Source organism: Streptomyces sp. NPDC030798 (assembly GCF_055572275.1).
In genome coordinates, this window is record NZ_JBVIDR010000009.1 from 36,276 (window position 1) to 52,011 (window position 15,736).

The 15,736-nt window shown below is 68.0% G+C and carries 12 protein-coding genes and 1 tRNA gene; 10 read left to right on the forward strand and 3 right to left on the reverse strand.

What is annotated here, in order from left to right:
* Positions 1 to 100: 100 nt before the first annotated feature.
* A complete protein-coding gene (locus tag ACZ404_RS21185; RefSeq protein WP_468442098.1) occupies positions 101 to 1,327 on the reverse strand; it encodes a pyridoxal phosphate-dependent aminotransferase in 1,227 nt (408 codons plus the stop codon).
* A gap of 469 nt (positions 1,328 to 1,796) precedes the next feature.
* Between ACZ404_RS21185 and ACZ404_RS21190 the strand changes: the two genes are divergently transcribed.
* The 10 genes from ACZ404_RS21190 (at position 1,797) to ACZ404_RS21235 (ending at position 15,108) form a co-directional block, all read left to right on the forward strand.
* Positions 1,797 to 1,869: transfer RNA gene (locus ACZ404_RS21190), tRNA-Trp, on the forward strand.
* A gap of 107 nt (positions 1,870 to 1,976) precedes the next feature.
* Positions 1,977 to 2,264, forward strand: coding sequence for a preprotein translocase subunit SecE (gene secE / locus ACZ404_RS21195; RefSeq protein ID WP_468442100.1), 288 nt, complete (start codon positions 1,977 to 1,979; stop codon positions 2,262 to 2,264).
* Positions 2,265 to 2,344: 80 nt separating this feature from the next.
* Positions 2,345 to 3,205, forward strand: coding sequence for a transcription termination/antitermination protein NusG (gene nusG, locus ACZ404_RS21200; RefSeq protein ID WP_468442102.1), 861 nt, complete (start codon positions 2,345 to 2,347; stop codon positions 3,203 to 3,205).
* A gap of 171 nt (positions 3,206 to 3,376) precedes the next feature.
* On the forward strand, positions 3,377 to 3,811 hold the full coding sequence (gene rplK, locus ACZ404_RS21205; protein WP_030345386.1) for a 50S ribosomal protein L11: 435 nt from the start codon (positions 3,377 to 3,379) through the stop codon (positions 3,809 to 3,811).
* A gap of 85 nt (positions 3,812 to 3,896) precedes the next feature.
* Positions 3,897 to 4,622 carry a 50S ribosomal protein L1 gene (gene rplA, locus ACZ404_RS21210; RefSeq protein WP_313742801.1) on the forward strand — a complete coding sequence of 242 codons (726 nt, stop codon included), beginning with the start codon at positions 3,897 to 3,899 and terminating at the stop codon, positions 4,620 to 4,622.
* 162 nt (positions 4,623 to 4,784) lie between these two features.
* The gene (locus tag ACZ404_RS21215; RefSeq protein WP_468442105.1) at positions 4,785 to 5,693 is read left to right on the forward strand and encodes an SCO4651 family lipoprotein; all 909 of its coding nucleotides are present in this window, start codon (positions 4,785 to 4,787) and stop codon (positions 5,691 to 5,693) included.
* Positions 5,694 to 6,020: 327 nt separating this feature from the next.
* The gene (gene rplJ / locus ACZ404_RS21220; RefSeq protein ID WP_030641169.1) at positions 6,021 to 6,551 is read left to right on the forward strand and encodes a 50S ribosomal protein L10; all 531 of its coding nucleotides are present in this window, start codon (positions 6,021 to 6,023) and stop codon (positions 6,549 to 6,551) included.
* A gap of 116 nt (positions 6,552 to 6,667) precedes the next feature.
* Complete coding sequence (gene rplL, locus ACZ404_RS21225; protein WP_468442107.1) at positions 6,668 to 7,057, forward strand: 50S ribosomal protein L7/L12; 390 nt, start codon at positions 6,668 to 6,670, stop codon at positions 7,055 to 7,057.
* Between the two features lie 568 nt (positions 7,058 to 7,625).
* On the forward strand, positions 7,626 to 11,111 hold the full coding sequence (gene rpoB / locus ACZ404_RS21230) for a DNA-directed RNA polymerase subunit beta (protein ID WP_468442109.1): 3,486 nt from the start codon (positions 7,626 to 7,628) through the stop codon (positions 11,109 to 11,111).
* Positions 11,112 to 11,208: 97 nt separating this feature from the next.
* Positions 11,209 to 15,108 carry a DNA-directed RNA polymerase subunit beta' gene (locus ACZ404_RS21235; RefSeq protein ID WP_468442111.1) on the forward strand — a complete coding sequence of 1,300 codons (3,900 nt, stop codon included), beginning with the start codon at positions 11,209 to 11,211 and terminating at the stop codon, positions 15,106 to 15,108.
* 62 nt (positions 15,109 to 15,170) lie between these two features.
* Here ACZ404_RS21235 and ACZ404_RS21240 read toward each other — a convergent pair whose 3' ends face one another.
* Positions 15,171 to 15,446, reverse strand: coding sequence for a hypothetical protein (locus ACZ404_RS21240; protein WP_468442113.1), 276 nt, complete (start codon positions 15,444 to 15,446; stop codon positions 15,171 to 15,173).
* On the reverse strand, positions 15,443 to 15,730 hold the full coding sequence (locus tag ACZ404_RS21245) for a hypothetical protein (RefSeq protein WP_468442115.1): 288 nt from the start codon (positions 15,728 to 15,730) through the stop codon (positions 15,443 to 15,445). The genes ACZ404_RS21240 and ACZ404_RS21245 overlap by 4 nt, the downstream gene beginning before the upstream one ends.
* Positions 15,731 to 15,736: the final 6 nt, after the last annotated feature.

Sequence of the window (15,736 nt, forward strand, 5' to 3'; positions counted from 1 at the left end):
GGTCTTGCTCGCACGCGCGCGCGGGCCGCCGCTCCCTGCACAGGCGAACGGGCCGCCTCCCCGGAGGGAAACGGCCCGCACGCGCGCGTGGACCCGGGAACTAGTCCCGCGCCTCCGCGAGCAGCTTCTGGATCCGGCTGACGCCCTCGACGAGGTCCTCGTCACCGAGCGCGTACGACAGCCGCAGGTAGCCCGGGGTGCCGAAGGCCTCGCCCGGGACGACCGCGACCTCGGCCTCCTCCAGGATCAGCGCGGCCAGCTCCACGGTGTTCTCAGGGCGCTTGCCGCGGATCTCCTTGCCGAGGAGGGCCTTCACCGACGGGTAGGCGTAGAAGGCGCCCTCGGGCTCGGGGCAGAGCACGCCGTCGATCTCGTTGAGCATCCGCACGATGGTCTTGCGGCGCCGGTCGAAGGCCTCGCGCATCGCCGCCACGGCCTCCAGGTCGCCGGAGACGGCGGCGAGGGCGGCCACCTGGGCCACGTTGGAGACGTTCGACGTGGCGTGCGACTGCAGGTTGGTGGCCGCCTTGACGACGTCCTTCGGGCCGATGACCCAGCCCACGCGCCAGCCGGTCATCGCGTAGGTCTTGGCCACACCGTTGACCACGACGCACTTCTCGCGCAGCTCGGGCAGCAGCGCCGGCAGCGAGACGGCGGAGGCGTCGCCGTAGACCAGGTGCTCGTAGATCTCGTCGGTGAGCACCCACAGGCCGTGCTCCACGGCCCAGCGGCCGATCGCCTCGGTCTCGGCCTCGGAGTACACCGCACCGGTCGGGTTGGACGGGGAGACGAAGAGGACGACCTTGGTCTTCTCCGTGCGCGCCGCCTCCAGCTGCTCCACGGTGACCCGGTAGCCCGTGGTCTCGTCGGCGACGACCTCCACCGGGACACCGCCGGCCAGGCGGATCGACTCCGGGTACGTCGTCCAGTACGGCGCCGGGACGATGACCTCGTCGCCCGGGTCGAGGATCGCGGCGAAGGCCTCGTAGATGGCCTGCTTGCCGCCGTTGGTGACGAGGATCTGGGAGACGTCGGGCTCCCAGCCGGAGTCGCGCAGCGTCTTGGCGGCGATCGCGGCCTTCAGCTCGGGCAGGCCGCCGGCCGGCGTGTAGCGGTGGTACTTGGGGTTCCTGCAGGCCTCGACGGCCGCCTCGACGATGTAGTCCGGAGTCGGGAAGTCGGGCTCACCGGCGCCGAAGCCGATCACCGGACGCCCGGCGGCCTTGAGGGCCTTGGCCTTGGCGTCCACGGCGAGGGTGGCGGACTCGGAGATCGCGCCGACTCGGGCGGAGACCCGGCGCTCGGTGGGAGGGGTTGCAGCGCTCATGGGCCCATCGTTTCAGACCGGAAACCCATGGGGCACGCCGGTTTCATCTGGTGAACCGGAAGGGCACGAACCGGCTGGTCCCGGGACGCGTTCCCGGCCTGCGCCGGCCGGTTCGCGTCACCGGGCGCACCGGCGGCGGCCCGGTCGCCCGCCCCGCGCTCACCAGCGCGGATGCGGACGACGCCGGCGCGGCGGGCGGCGGCGGACGGTGCGACGGTCCGTCACCGGCCGGGCGGGCGCGGCCGATGTGCGGACGGCGGACCGCACCCCTGCGGGCGAGGCGTGAACCTGTGTCCGAATCCGGCCCCCGGCCAGGACGATCTTCGGGGCCGTCGCCCCGTGCGGGCACTTTCTGTTCGACGCCGGGCCGTGGACCACGTACACTCTCACCTCGTTGGCCTTCGGCGGCCGCTGCCCAGCCGGTGCACACCGAGCACCCGGCCGGATGCGGTACGTTGGGGACACACAAAGGGTCGTAGCTCAATTGGTAGAGCACTGGTCTCCAAAACCAGCGGTTGGGGGTTCAAGTCCCTCCGGCCCTGCTACACACACCGCCAGGATGTGTGCGCATGTACGTACAGCAATGCACCGCCGTGCGGCTCAGAAACCGGGCGCGGCACGGCCACGACCCGGGACCAGGTGAGGACGAATGACGGACGCCGTGGGCTCCATCGACACGCCTGACGCCCAGGATGAGCTGTCCGAGCCCAAGAAGAAGGCCCGCAAGGGTGGTAAGCGCGCCAAGAAGGGCCCGCTGAAGCGCCTGGCCACCTTCTACCGCCAGATCATCGCGGAGCTCCGCAAGGTCGTCTGGCCGACTCGCAACCAGCTGACGTCGTACACCACCGTGGTGATCTTCTTCGTCGTCATCATGATCGCGCTGGTGACCGTGATTGACTATGGGCTCAACCACGCGGCCAAGTACGTCTTCGGCTGAGCCAAGAGCGAAGGGCGCCGTGGTACCGGCGCCCGTTTTCGCATGTTCCACCCCTATGTATCCAGGAAGAAGCAGCCATCGTGTCTGACCCGAACCTGAACGACGCCACCGAGCCTCGCGAGAATGCCGCCGAGACGGTGGACGACGAGCTCGACATCGTCGAGGGCGCGGACGAGCAGGACGAGTTCGAGGCTGCCGAGGCCGAGGCGGGGGAGCCGGCCGAGGAGGCCGCCCTGCACGTCGAGGACGAGGACGAGGACACCGAGGCCCGGGACGAGGCCGCCGAGGCGGAGGAAGCCGCCGAGGAGGAGCCGGCCGAGCCGGTGGACCCGGTCCAGGCCCTGCGCGAGGAACTGCGCACGCTGCCCGGCGAGTGGTACGTCATTCACACCTACGCCGGTTACGAGAACCGCGTGAAGACCAACCTGGAGCAGCGCGCCGTCTCGCTGAACGTCGAGGACTACATCTTCCAGGCCGAGGTGCCGCAGGAGGAGGTCGTCCAGATCAAGAACGGCGACCGCAAGACGATCAAGCAGAACAAGCTGCCGGGTTACGTCCTGGTCCGCATGGACCTGACGAACGAGTCCTGGGGCGTCGTCCGCAACACCCCGGGCGTCACCGGCTTCGTGGGCAACGCCTACGACCCGTACCCGCTGACCCTGGACGAGATCGTCAAGATGCTCGCCCCGGAGGCCGAGGAGAAGGCCGCCCGCGAGGCCGCTGAGGCCGAGGGCAAGCCGGCTCCGCAGCGCAAGGTCGAGGTCCAGGTCCTGGACTTCGAGGTGGGCGACTCGGTCACCGTCACCGACGGCCCGTTCGCCACGCTGCAGGCGACCATCAACGAGATCAACCCCGACTCGAAGAAGGTCAAGGGCCTCGTGGAGATCTTCGGCCGGGAGACGCCGGTCGAGCTGTCCTTCGACCAGATCCAGAAGAACTAGAAGGTTCTGGCCGTATCGCTTCCGCGCAGGTCAGGCGATCGCTCGCGAGCGTCCGCCTGACCTGCACGGTTTTTGGCCGCGCATCTATACCCGTTATCGTTGTGCGGTATGCCTGCGTCCGGGTGGCCCCCGGATGCCGGCAGGACCCGAATGGAAAGGACCCGGAGAGCTATGCCTCCCAAGAAGAAGAAGGTCACGGGGCTCATCAAGCTCCAGATCCAGGCCGGCGCCGCCAACCCGGCCCCGCCGGTCGGCCCGGCGCTGGGCCAGCACGGCGTCAACATCATGGAGTTCTGCAAGGCCTACAACGCCGCGACCGAGTCGCAGCGCGGTTGGGTCATCCCGGTGGAGATCACGGTCTACGAGGACCGCTCCTTCACCTTCATCACCAAGACGCCGCCGGCCGCCAAGATGATCCTCAAGGCCGCGGGCATCGAGAAGGGCTCCGGCGAGCCGCACAAGACCAAGGTCGCCAAGATCACCGAGGCGCAGGTCCGCGAGATCGCCCAGACCAAGATGCCCGACCTGAACGCGAACGACCTGGACGCCGCCGCGAAGATCATCGCCGGCACCGCGCGTTCCATGGGCGTCACGGTCGAGGGCTGACCTCCACCCCCGTAGGCAAGAACACCGTGGCAGGGCCTGCTCGGCCCGTACCACGACTCCTTATCAAGAACACACAGGAGCAGTTGTGAGCAAGCGCAGCAAGGCTCTCCGCGCTGCGGACGCCAAGGTCGACCGGGAGAAGCTCTACGCCCCGCTCGAGGCCGTCCGTCTCGCCAAGGAGACCTCCACGACCAAGTTCGACGGCACCGTCGAGGTCGCCTTCCGTCTGGGTGTCGACCCGCGCAAGGCCGACCAGATGGTCCGTGGCACCGTGAACCTTCCGCACGGCACCGGTAAGACCGCCCGGGTCCTGGTCTTCGCGACCGGTGACCGTGCCGAGGCCGCGCGTGCCGCGGGCGCCGACATCGTCGGTGCCGACGAGCTGATCGACGAGGTGTCGAAGGGGCGTCTGGACTTCGACGCCGTCGTCGCCACCCCGGACCTCATGGGCAAGGTCGGCCGCCTCGGCCGCGTGCTCGGTCCCCGTGGTCTGATGCCGAACCCCAAGACCGGCACCGTGACCCCGGACACCGCCAAGGCCGTCACCGAGATCAAGGGCGGCAAGATCGAGTTCCGCGTCGACAAGCACTCGAACCTGCACTTCATCATCGGCAAGACGTCGTTCGACGACAGCAAGCTGGTGGAGAACTACGCCGCGGCGCTCGAGGAGATCACGCGTCTCAAGCCGTCCGCCGCGAAGGGTCGCTACATCAAGAAGGCCGCCATCAGCACCACGATGGGCCCCGGCATCCCGGTCGACCCGAACCGCACCCGCAACCTCCTCGTCGAGGAGGACCCGGCCGCCGTCTGAGCCCCGCGCTCACCCCGGTAGCCGCGTCCTGCGCGCAAGCAGAGGACGGGCCCTGCAACCTTCCGGTTGCCGGGCCCGTCCTTTCTTTGTGCGGCTTTTCGCACCACTGTCAGTGGCCTGGGCTACGGTGCAGGCACAGGACTCGTATGGGGGTATGACGACATGAAGAGCACGACCGCACGCCGGGTGACCCTTTCCGTCACGCTGGTGGCCGCGCTGGGCGGCGTGGCAGCCTGCGGCTCCGAGGGGAAGGCCGACAAGGCGGTCGGCAAGAGCGTCACGCACGTGAGCCCCCTGGCCGCCCTGCGCTCGGCCGAGCAGTCCACCGACAAGGCGGAGTCCGCGAAGGTCCGTTCCAGCACGACCATCGGCGACACCATGTCGATGACGGCGAACGGCGCCCTCACCTGGGGCGACGGCCTCAAGGGCAACCTGACCATCACCTACACCGGCGGCAAGCTGGCCGAGGCGATGCGCAAGGCCGGCACGGCGTCCATGCAGGCCCGGTATCTGCCGGACGCCTACTACGCCAAGATGAGCGAGCAGTTCGCCGAGCAGTCCGGCGGCAAGCACTGGATCCGGTACGGCTACGACGACCTCGCCAAGCTCGGCGGCGGCTCCGGGGCGTACATGAAGGACCAGATGCAGAACACCACGCCCAACCAGTCGGTGAAGCTGCTGCTGGCGTCCGGGGACGTGAAGAAGGTCGGCGAGGAGACGGTCTCCGGCGTCCACGCCACCCACTACTCCGGCACGGTCGACGTCGCGGACCTCGCCGGCAAGAACAGCGACCTCAGCGCGAGCCAGCTCTCCGACCTGAAGAAGCAGCTCAGCCAGGCGGGCGTCACCACCGAGACCGTCGACATCTGGATCAACGACCAGGACCTGCTGGTCAAGAAGGTCGAGAAGGCCCAGATGGCGACCGGCGCCATGACCAGCACGGCGTACTACAGCGACTACGGCGTGAAGGTCACCGCCGTGGCGCCCCCGGCCGGTGACACCAAGGACTTCAAGGACCTGATGAAGTCCGCCGGCGGTGACGCGGCGAGCGGCTCCGGGATCAGCTCCTGACACCGTGAACCGGACGGACCGGGGCTGAGCCCTGTCGGGCCGCGGAGCCCGATTTGCTCGACAGCGCCCCGGTCCCGTACTCTCTTGCAGAAGCCAAAGACCGCTGGTCGTTGCCGCGCGCTTGTACGAGGGCGCGGTGGCCGAAGGATCCGCTGACAAGTGGGCGACCCGCGCAGGTGACTGTGGAAGAACTCCCGGAACACGCGCCCTGGTGGCGTGTGCGGCCGGTCGAGTCCGCCCCGTGCGCCTGCGCCCGGGGCGTTTCGTTTACCCAGTCCTCCTTCGGGTCCGCGCGGTCAGAATCACCCGGAAGGAGGCCGAGGCTCTATGGCGAGGCCCGACAAGGCTGCCGCGGTTGCCGAGCTGACGGACAAGTTCCGCAGCTCCAACGCCGCCGTGCTGACCGAGTACCGCGGTCTCACCGTGGCGCAGCTCAAGACGCTGCGCCGGTCGCTCGGTGAGAACGCCCAGTACGCCGTGGTGAAGAACACGCTGACCAAGATTGCGGCCAACGAGGCCGGGATCACGCTGGACGACCAGCTCTTCGCTGGTCCGACGGCTGTCGCCTTCGTCACCGGTGACCCGGTGGAGTCGGCGAAGGGTCTCCGTGACTTCGCCAAGGACAACCCGAATCTCGTCATCAAGGGCGGTGTCCTTGACGGCAAGGCGCTGTCCGCCGACGAGATCAAGAAGCTTGCGGACCTCGAGTCCCGCGAGGTTCTGCTCAGCAAGCTGGCCGGTGCCTTCAAGGCGAAGCAGTCCCAGGCTGCCTCCGTCTTCCAGGCGCTGCCGTCGAAGCTCGTCCGCACCGTGGACGCGCTGCGCGCCAAGCAGGCCGAGCAGGGCGGTGCCGAGTAATTCGGCTCGCTTTCTGATCCGCGCCGCATGAGGCGGCACGGGTCGCAGCGGGCCGACGTACGCCCGCCTCACCCAGTACATCCGGCACCTGCCGATTGAGTGGAAGGACCGCCATCATGGCGAAGCTCACCCAGGACGAGCTGCTTGCCCAGTTCGAGGAGATGACCCTCATCGAGCTCTCCGAGTTCGTGAAGGCCTTCGAGGACAAGTTCGACGTCACCGCTGCCGCCGCTGCCCCGGTCGTCGTTGCCGGCGGTGCCGCCGGTGGCGCCGAGGCCGCTGCCGAGGAGGAGAAGGACGAGTTCGACGTCGTCCTCACCGGCGCCGGCGACAAGAAGATCCAGGTCATCAAGGTCGTGCGTGAGCTGACCTCGCTGGGTCTGAAGGAGGCCAAGGACCTCGTCGACGGCACCCCGAAGCCGGTCCTCGAGAAGGTCAACAAGGAGCAGGCCGAGAAGGCCGCCGAGGCCCTCAAGGGCGCCGGCGCCTCCGTCGAGGTCAAGTAAGACCTTCCGGGCTCCCCGAGTCCGGCCGCGCTGCGGGAACAGCTCTCCAGGGCTGTAACGCGAACGCACCGAAGAGCGATCATCCATCCGGGTGGTCGCTCTTCGGCTTGTCCGGGGGTGCGTCCGCGGTTGCCTTGCACTCGCGACGGCGAGGGGTATGGTGATCTTCGTCGTGTCTCCGGACGGCCTCGTTTGGGCTGTGGGGCCTTGACGAACCGCACGCAGCGCGCAATTCTCAGGACGCGTCGTCACAAGGATCCGAATCCGAGGCATGGATCGGCGACGAAGAGGGCAGTATCAACGTGCGTTGAGGGCAGGTATGCCGAGGGCGTTGACGAGAGCGGTGAGCACAACGAGGGTCTCGAAAAGCCCGCGCTGGACATCAGTGTGCCAAGTGGCTACACTGACCCTTTGCGCTGCCTGTTAGCTGTCCCCTGCCCGTCACCAGGGGTCTGCCCTCACTCGAGCACCGATGACCGAGCCTCTCTGACCTGGGGTTTCTGTCTCTGTGTGCGGGAGAGGGGCCGGTACGCGCGTAGTGAGTCCGAGCCCTCGGAAGGACCCCCTCTTGGCCGCCTCGCGCACTGCCTCGACCGCGAATACGAACAACGGCGCCAGCACCGCCCCGCTGCGCATCTCCTTTGCAAAGATCAAGGAGCCCCTCGAGGTTCCGAACCTGCTCGCGCTGCAGACCGAGAGCTTTGACTGGCTGCTCGGCAACACCGCCTGGCAGACTCGGGTCGAGGAGGCTCTTGAGAACGGTCAGGACGTCCCCACCAAGTCCGGCCTCGAGGAGATCTTCGAGGAGATCTCCCCGATCGAGGACTTCTCCGGGTCGATGTCGCTGACGTTCCGGGACCACCGCTTCGAGCCGCCGAAGAACTCCATCGACGAGTGCAAGGAGCGCGACTTCACGTACGCCGCCCCGCTCTTCGTCACCGCCGAGTTCACCAACAACGAGACCGGTGAGATCAAGTCCCAGACCGTCTTCATGGGCGACTTCCCGCTCATGACGAACAAGGGCACTTTCGTCATCAACGGCACCGAGCGTGTCGTGGTGTCGCAGCTGGTCCGTTCCCCCGGTGTCTACTTCGACTCCACCATCGACAAGACGTCCGACAAGGACATCTTCTCCGCCAAGATCATCCCGTCCCGGGGTGCCTGGCTGGAGATGGAGATCGACAAGCGCGACATGGTCGGCGTCCGCATCGACCGCAAGCGCAAGCAGTCGGTCACCGTGCTGCTGAAGGCGCTCGGCTGGACCACCGAGCAGATCCTCGAGGAGTTCGGCGACTACGAGTCGATGCGCGCCACCCTGGAGAAGGACCACACCCAGGGCCAGGACGACGCGCTGCTCGACATCTACCGCAAGCTGCGTCCGGGCGAGCCCCCCACGCGCGAGGCCGCGCAGACGCTTCTGGAGAACCTGTACTTCAACCCCAAGCGCTACGACCTCGCCAAGGTCGGCCGCTACAAGGTCAACAAGAAGCTGGGTACGGACACCCCGCTGGACGCGGGCATCCTGACCGTCGAGGACATCATCTCGACGATCAAGTACCTGGTGCAGCTGCACGCCGGCGAGACCGAGACCACGGGTGACAACGGCGAGACGGTCGTCGTCGAGACCGACGACATCGACCACTTCGGCAACCGCCGCCTGCGCAGCGTCGGCGAGCTGATCCAGAACCAGGTCCGTACGGGTCTCGCCCGTATGGAGCGCGTCGTGCGCGAGCGCATGACCACCCAGGACGTCGAGGCGATCACGCCGCAGACCCTGATCAACATCCGGCCGGTCGTCGCCTCCATCAAGGAGTTCTTCGGCACCAGCCAGCTGTCGCAGTTCATGGACCAGAACAACCCGCTGTCGGGTCTCACCCACAAGCGCCGCCTGTCGGCCCTTGGCCCGGGTGGTCTCTCCCGTGAGCGGGCCGGCTTCGAGGTCCGTGACGTGCACCCGTCGCACTACGGCCGTATGTGCCCGATCGAAACGCCGGAAGGCCCGAACATCGGTCTGATCGGCTCGCTCGCCTCCTACGGCCGGGTCAACGCGTTCGGTTTCGTCGAGACCCCGTACCGCAAGGTCATCGACGGCCAGGTCACCGACGAGGTGGACTACCTGACCGCCGACGAGGAGGACCGCTTCGTCATCGCGCAGGCCAACGCGCCGCTGACCAGCGACCTCCGGTTCGAGGAGAGCCGCGTGCTCGTCCGCCGCCGCGGCGGCGAGGTCGACTACGTCGGCCCCGAGGACGTGGACTACATGGACGTCTCGCCGCGCCAGATGGTGTCGGTCGCGACCGCCATGATCCCCTTCCTCGAGCACGACGACGCCAACCGTGCCCTCATGGGCGCGAACATGATGCGCCAGGCCGTGCCGCTGATTAAGTCCGAGGCCCCGCTCGTCGGCACCGGCATGGAGTACCGCTCCGCCGTCGACGCCGGCGACGTCGTCAAGGCCGAGAAGGCCGGTGTGGTCCAGGAGGTCTCCGCGGACTACATCACCACGGCCAACGACGACGGCACGTACATCACGTACCGCCTGGCCAAGTTCGCCCGCTCCAACCAGGGCACCTCGGTCAACCAGAAGGTCATCGTCAACGAGGGCGACCGGATCATCGAGGGCCAGGTCCTCGCCGACGGTCCGGCCACCCAGAACGGCGAGATGGCCCTGGGCAAGAACCTGCTCGTGGCGTTCATGCCGTGGGAGGGTCACAACTACGAGGACGCGATCATCCTGTCGCAGCGCCTCGTGCAGGACGACGTCCTCTCCTCGATCCACATCGAGGAGCACGAGGTCGACGCCCGTGACACCAAGCTCGGCCCCGAGGAGATCACCCGGGACATCCCGAACGTCTCCGAGGAGGTCCTCGCCGACCTCGACGAGCGCGGCATCATCCGCATCGGTGCCGAGGTCATCGCCGGTGACATCCTGGTCGGCAAGGTCACCCCGAAGGGTGAGACCGAGCTGACCCCGGAGGAGCGCCTGCTGCGCGCGATCTTCGGTGAGAAGGCCCGTGAGGTCCGTGACACCTCGCTGAAGGTGCCGCACGGCGAGACCGGCAAGGTCATCGGCGTGCGCGTCTTCGACCGCGAGGAGGGCGACGAGCTGCCGCCGGGCGTGAACCAGCTGGTCCGCGTCTACGTCGCGCAGAAGCGCAAGATCACCGACGGTGACAAGCTCGCCGGCCGTCACGGCAACAAGGGTGTCATCTCCAAGATCCTGCCCATCGAGGACATGCCGTTCCTCGAGGACGGGACCCCGGTCGACATCATCCTCAACCCGCTGGGTGTGCCGTCCCGAATGAACCCGGGACAGGTCCTGGAGATCCACCTCGGCTGGCTCGCCAGCCGCGGCTGGGACGTCTCCGGCCTGGCCGACGAGTGGGCCCAGCGCCTGCAGGCCATCGGCGCCGACCAGGTCGCCCCCGGCACCAACGTCGCCACCCCGGTGTTCGACGGTGCGCGTGAGGACGAGCTGGCGGGTCTGCTGCAGCACACCATCCCGAACCGGGACGGCGAGCGCATGGTGCTCCCGACCGGCAAGGCGCGGCTGTTCGACGGCCGCAGCGGTGAGCCGTTCCCGGACCCGATCTCGGTCGGCTACATGTACATCCTGAAGCTGCACCACCTGGTCGACGACAAGCTGCACGCCCGGTCGACCGGTCCGTACTCGATGATCACCCAGCAGCCGCTGGGTGGTAAGGCCCAGTTCGGTGGCCAGCGGTTCGGTGAGATGGAGGTGTGGGCCCTCGAGGCGTACGGCGCCGCGTACGCCCTCCAGGAGCTGCTGACCATCAAGTCCGACGACGTCACCGGCCGCGTGAAGGTCTACGAGGCCATCGTCAAGGGCGAGAACATCCCTGAGCCCGGCATTCCCGAGTCCTTCAAGGTGCTCATCAAGGAAATGCAGTCCCTGTGCCTCAACGTGGAGGTGCTGTCCTCGGACGGCATGTCCATCGAGATGCGCGACACCGACGAGGACGTCTTCCGCGCTGCGGAGGAGCTCGGTATCGACCTGTCCCGGCGCGAGCCGAGCAGCGTCGAAGAGGTCTGACGGGAGTCCGGCGGGGCCCTCACCCACAGGGCCCCGCCGACCCCCAGGCCCCCGTTTCAGACCACAGACTTTCGACCCTGAGAGGGATTGACGCATAGTGCTCGACGTCAACTTCTTCGACGAGCTCCGGATCGGCCTGGCCACCGCTGACGACATCCGTCAGTGGAGCCACGGTGAGGTCAAGAAGCCCGAGACCATCAACTACCGCACCCTGAAGCCCGAAAAGGACGGACTCTTCTGCGAGAAGATCTTCGGCCCGACCCGGGACTGGGAGTGCTACTGCGGCAAGTACAAGCGCGTCCGCTTCAAGGGCATCATCTGCGAGCGCTGTGGCGTCGAGGTCACCCGCGCCAAGGTGCGCCGTGAGCGGATGGGCCACATCGAGCTGGCCGCTCCCGTCACGCACATCTGGTACTTCAAGGGTGTCCCGAGCCGCCTGGGCTACCTGCTCGACCTGGCGCCGAAGGACCTCGAGAAGGTCATCTACTTCGCGGCGTACATGATCACGTACGTCGACGAGGAGCGCCGTACCCGCGACCTGCCCTCCCTGGAGGCGCACGTCTCGGTCGAGCGCCAGCAGATCGAGAACCGCCGCGACGCCGACCTGGAGGCCCGCGCCAAGAAGCTCGAGGCGGACCTCGCCGAGCTCGAGGCCGAGGGTGCCAAGGCCGACGTGCGCCGCAAGGTGCGCGAGGGTGCCGAGCGCGAGATGAAGCAGCTGCGCGACCGCGCGCAGCGCGAGATCGACCGCCTGGACGAGGTGTGGACCCGGTTCAAGAACCTCAAGGTCCAGGACCTCGAGGGCGACGAGCTGCTCTACCGCGAGCTGCGTGACCGCTTCGGCACGTACTTCGACGGCTCGATGGGTGCCGCGGCGCTGCAGAAGCGCCTGGAGTCCTTCGACCTGGAGGAGGAGGCCGAGCGCCTCCGCGAGATCATCCGCACCGGCAAGGGCCAGAAGAAGACCCGTGCCCTGAAGCGGCTGAAGGTCGTCTCCGCGTTCCTGCAGACCTCCAACAGCCCCAAGGGCATGGTCCTGGACTGCGTCCCGGTCATCCCGCCGGACCTGCGTCCGATGGTGCAGCTGGACGGTGGCCGCTTCGCGACCTCCGACCTGAACGACCTGTACCGCCGTGTCATCAACCGCAACAACCGCCTGAAGCGGCTTCTCGACCTCGGCGCGCCCGAGATCATCGTGAACAACGAGAAGCGCATGCTCCAGGAGGCCGTCGACGCGCTCTTCGACAACGGCCGCCGCGGCCGCCCGGTCACGGGCCCCGGCAACCGTCCGCTGAAGTCGCTGTCCGACATGCTCAAGGGCAAGCAGGGCCGCTTCCGTCAGAACCTGCTCGGCAAGCGAGTCGACTACTCGGCGCGTTCCGTGATCGTCGTCGGCCCGCAGCTGAAGCTGCACCAGTGCGGTCTGCCGAAGGCGATGGCGCTGGAGCTGTTCAAGCCGTTCGTGATGAAGCGCCTGGTCGACCTGAACCACGCGCAGAACATCAAGTCGGCCAAGCGCATGGTCGAGCGCGGCCGCACCGTGGTGTACGACGTCCTCGAAGAGGTCATCGCCGAGCACCCGGTGCTGCTGAACCGTGCGCCGACCCTGCACCGCCTCGGCATCCAGGCCTTCGAGCCGCAGCTGGTCGAGGGCAAGGCCATCCAGATCCACCCGCTCGTCTGCACCGCGTTCAACGCGGACTTCGACGGTGACCAGATGGCCGTGCACCTGCCGCTGTCCGCGGAGGCGCAGGCCGAGGCCCGCATCCTGATGCTGTCCTCGAACAACATCCTCAAGCCGGCCGACGGCCGTCCGGTGACGATGCCGACCCAGGACATGGTCCTCGGTCTGTTCTTCCTCACCACCGACGGCGAGCTGCGGGACACCAAGGGCGAGGGCCGCGCGTTCGGCTCCACGGCCGAGGCGATCATGGCGTTCGACGCCGGCGAGCTGGCGCTGCAGTCGCAGATCGACATCCGCTTCCCGGTGGGCACCATCCCGCCGCGCGGCTGGACCCCGCCGGCCCGCGAGGAGGGCGAGCCGGAGTGGCAGCAGGGCGACTCGTTCCGCCTGCGCACCACGCTGGGCCGCGCGCTCTTCAACGAGCTGCTGCCCGAGGACTACCCGTTCGTCGACTACTCCGTGGGCAAGAAGCAGCTCTCCGAGATCGTCAACGACCTCGCCGAGCGCTACCCCAAGGTCATCGTGGCGGCGACGCTCGACAACCTGAAGGCGGCCGGCTTCTACTGGGCGACCCGTTCCGGTGTCACCGTCGCCATCTCCGACGTCGTCGTTCCCGAGGCGAAGAAGGAGATCGTCCGCGGCTACGAGGCGCAGGACGAGAAGGTCCAGAAGCAGTACGAGCGCGGTCTGATCACCAAGGAAGAGCGCACTCAGGAGCTCATCGCGATCTGGACCAAGGCGACCAACGAGGTCGCCGAGGCGATGAACGAGAACTTCCCCAAGACGAACCCCATCTTCATGATGGTTGACTCGGGTGCCCGAGGAAACATGATGCAGATGCGGCAGATCGCCGGTATGCGTGGTCTGGTGTCGAACGCCAAGAACGAGACCATCCCGCGGCCCATCAAGGCGTCGTTCCGTGAGGGTCTGTCCGTGCTGGAGTACTTCATCTCCACGCACGGTGCCCGTAAGGGTCTGGCCGACACCGCTCTGCGTACCGCCGACTCGGGTTACCTCACCCGTCGTCTGGTCGACGTCTCCCAGGACGTCATCATCCGCGAGGAGGACTGCGGCACCGACCGCGGCCTCAAGCTGCACATCGCGGAGCGGGGCGCGGACGGCGTGCTGCGCAAGGCGGACAACGTCGAGACGTCCGTGTACGCGCGCTGCCTCGCCGAGGACATCGTGGTCGACGGCCAGGTGCTGGCCCCGGCCGGCACCGACCTGGGTGACGTCCTCATCGAGGACCTGGTCGCCCGAGGCGTCGAGGAGGTCAAGACCCGCTCGGTCCTGACCTGCGAGTCCGCCGTCGGCACCTGCGCGATGTGCTACGGCCGTTCGCTCGCCACCGGCAAGCTGGTCGACATCGGTGAGGCGGTCGGCATCATCGCCGCCCAGTCCATCGGTGAGCCCGGTACCCAGCTGACGATGCGTACCTTCCACACCGGTGGTGTGGCCGGTGACGACATCACCCAGGGTCTGCCCCGTGTCGTCGAGCTCTTCGAGGCCCGTACCCCGAAGGGTGTCGCCCCGATCTCCGAGGCCTCCGGCCGCGTGCGGATCGAGGAGACCGAGAAGACCAAGAAGCTCGTGGTCACCCCGGACGACGGCAGTGACGAGACGGCGTACCCGATCTCGAAGCGTGCCAAGGTCCTGGTGAAGGAGGGCGAGCACGTCGAGGTGGGCCAGCAGCTCACCGTGGGTGCCACCAACCCGCACGACGTGCTGCGCATCCTGGGCCAGCGTGCCGTCCAGGTCCACCTGGTCGGCGAGGTCCAGAAGGTCTACAACTCGCAGGGCGTGTCGATCCACGACAAGCACATCGAGATCATCATCCGGCAGATGCTGCGCCGCGTGACGATCATCGAGTCCGGCGACGCCGAGCTGCTGCCCGGTGAGCTGGTCGAGCGCTCGAAGTTCGAGCACGAGAACCGTCGTGTGGTCCAGGAGGGCGGTCACCCGGCCTCCGGTCGTCCGCAGCTGATGGGTATCACCAAGGCCTCGCTGGCGACGGAGTCCTGGCTGTCGGCCGCCTCCTTCCAGGAGACGACCCGAGTCCTGACGGACGCGGCGATCAACGCCAAGTCCGACAGCCTCATCGGCCTGAAGGAGAACGTCATCATCGGTAAGCTCATCCCGGCCGGTACGGGTCTGTCCCGCTACCGCAACATCCGGGTGGAGCCGACCGAGGAGGCCAAGGCCGCGATGTACTCGGCCGTCGGCTACGACGACATCGACTACTCGCCGTTCGGCACCGGCTCCGGCCAGGCCGTCCCGCTGGAGGACTACGACTACGGTCCGTACAACCAGTAAGCGAGCGTCCGCTTGATCCGAAGGGCGGTCACCCCGAGCCGGGGTGGCCGCCCTTCGGCGTGTCAACGGGCGGTGAGCTGCCAGGCCGTGACGGCGGCCGTCGCCAGGGCGGCGAGCGCGCCGACGCTCGCCAGCGGCCAGCGGGAGCGCTCCAGGGCGTCGAGCCGCTGTTCGTGGTCGGCGAGCTGCTTGTCGGTCTGGTCGCTGCGCTGCACCAGCAGCGCGAGCGAGCCGTCGACCCGGGCGAAGCCGGCCTCGACGGTCCCGCGCAGCCGTTCCAGCTCCACGGCGACGGCGGTCGGGTCGGAGAGGGAGGAGGCGGAGGAGGGTTCGCTCATACGTCTCTCCGCTCCGTGCTCGGGGCCGGCCGCCGCCGGGCCAGGGACAGCAGCTCGGCGTCCGCGGCGGCCGGGGCGTCCGTCCGCAGCCAGGCCGGGAGCAGGGCCTGGACTCCGGGCACGGCCATCACCCGGGCCACGCCCGCGGCGACGGCCAGCGCCCCGGCGGCCCAGGGGAGCGTGCGGGGGATGCCGGCGGCGTCGACGACCGCCGGCAGCAGGACGCACAGGCCGAGAGCGGTCTGCACAGCGGTACGGAGGGTGCGCTTGGCGGCCTCTGACATGGTGGA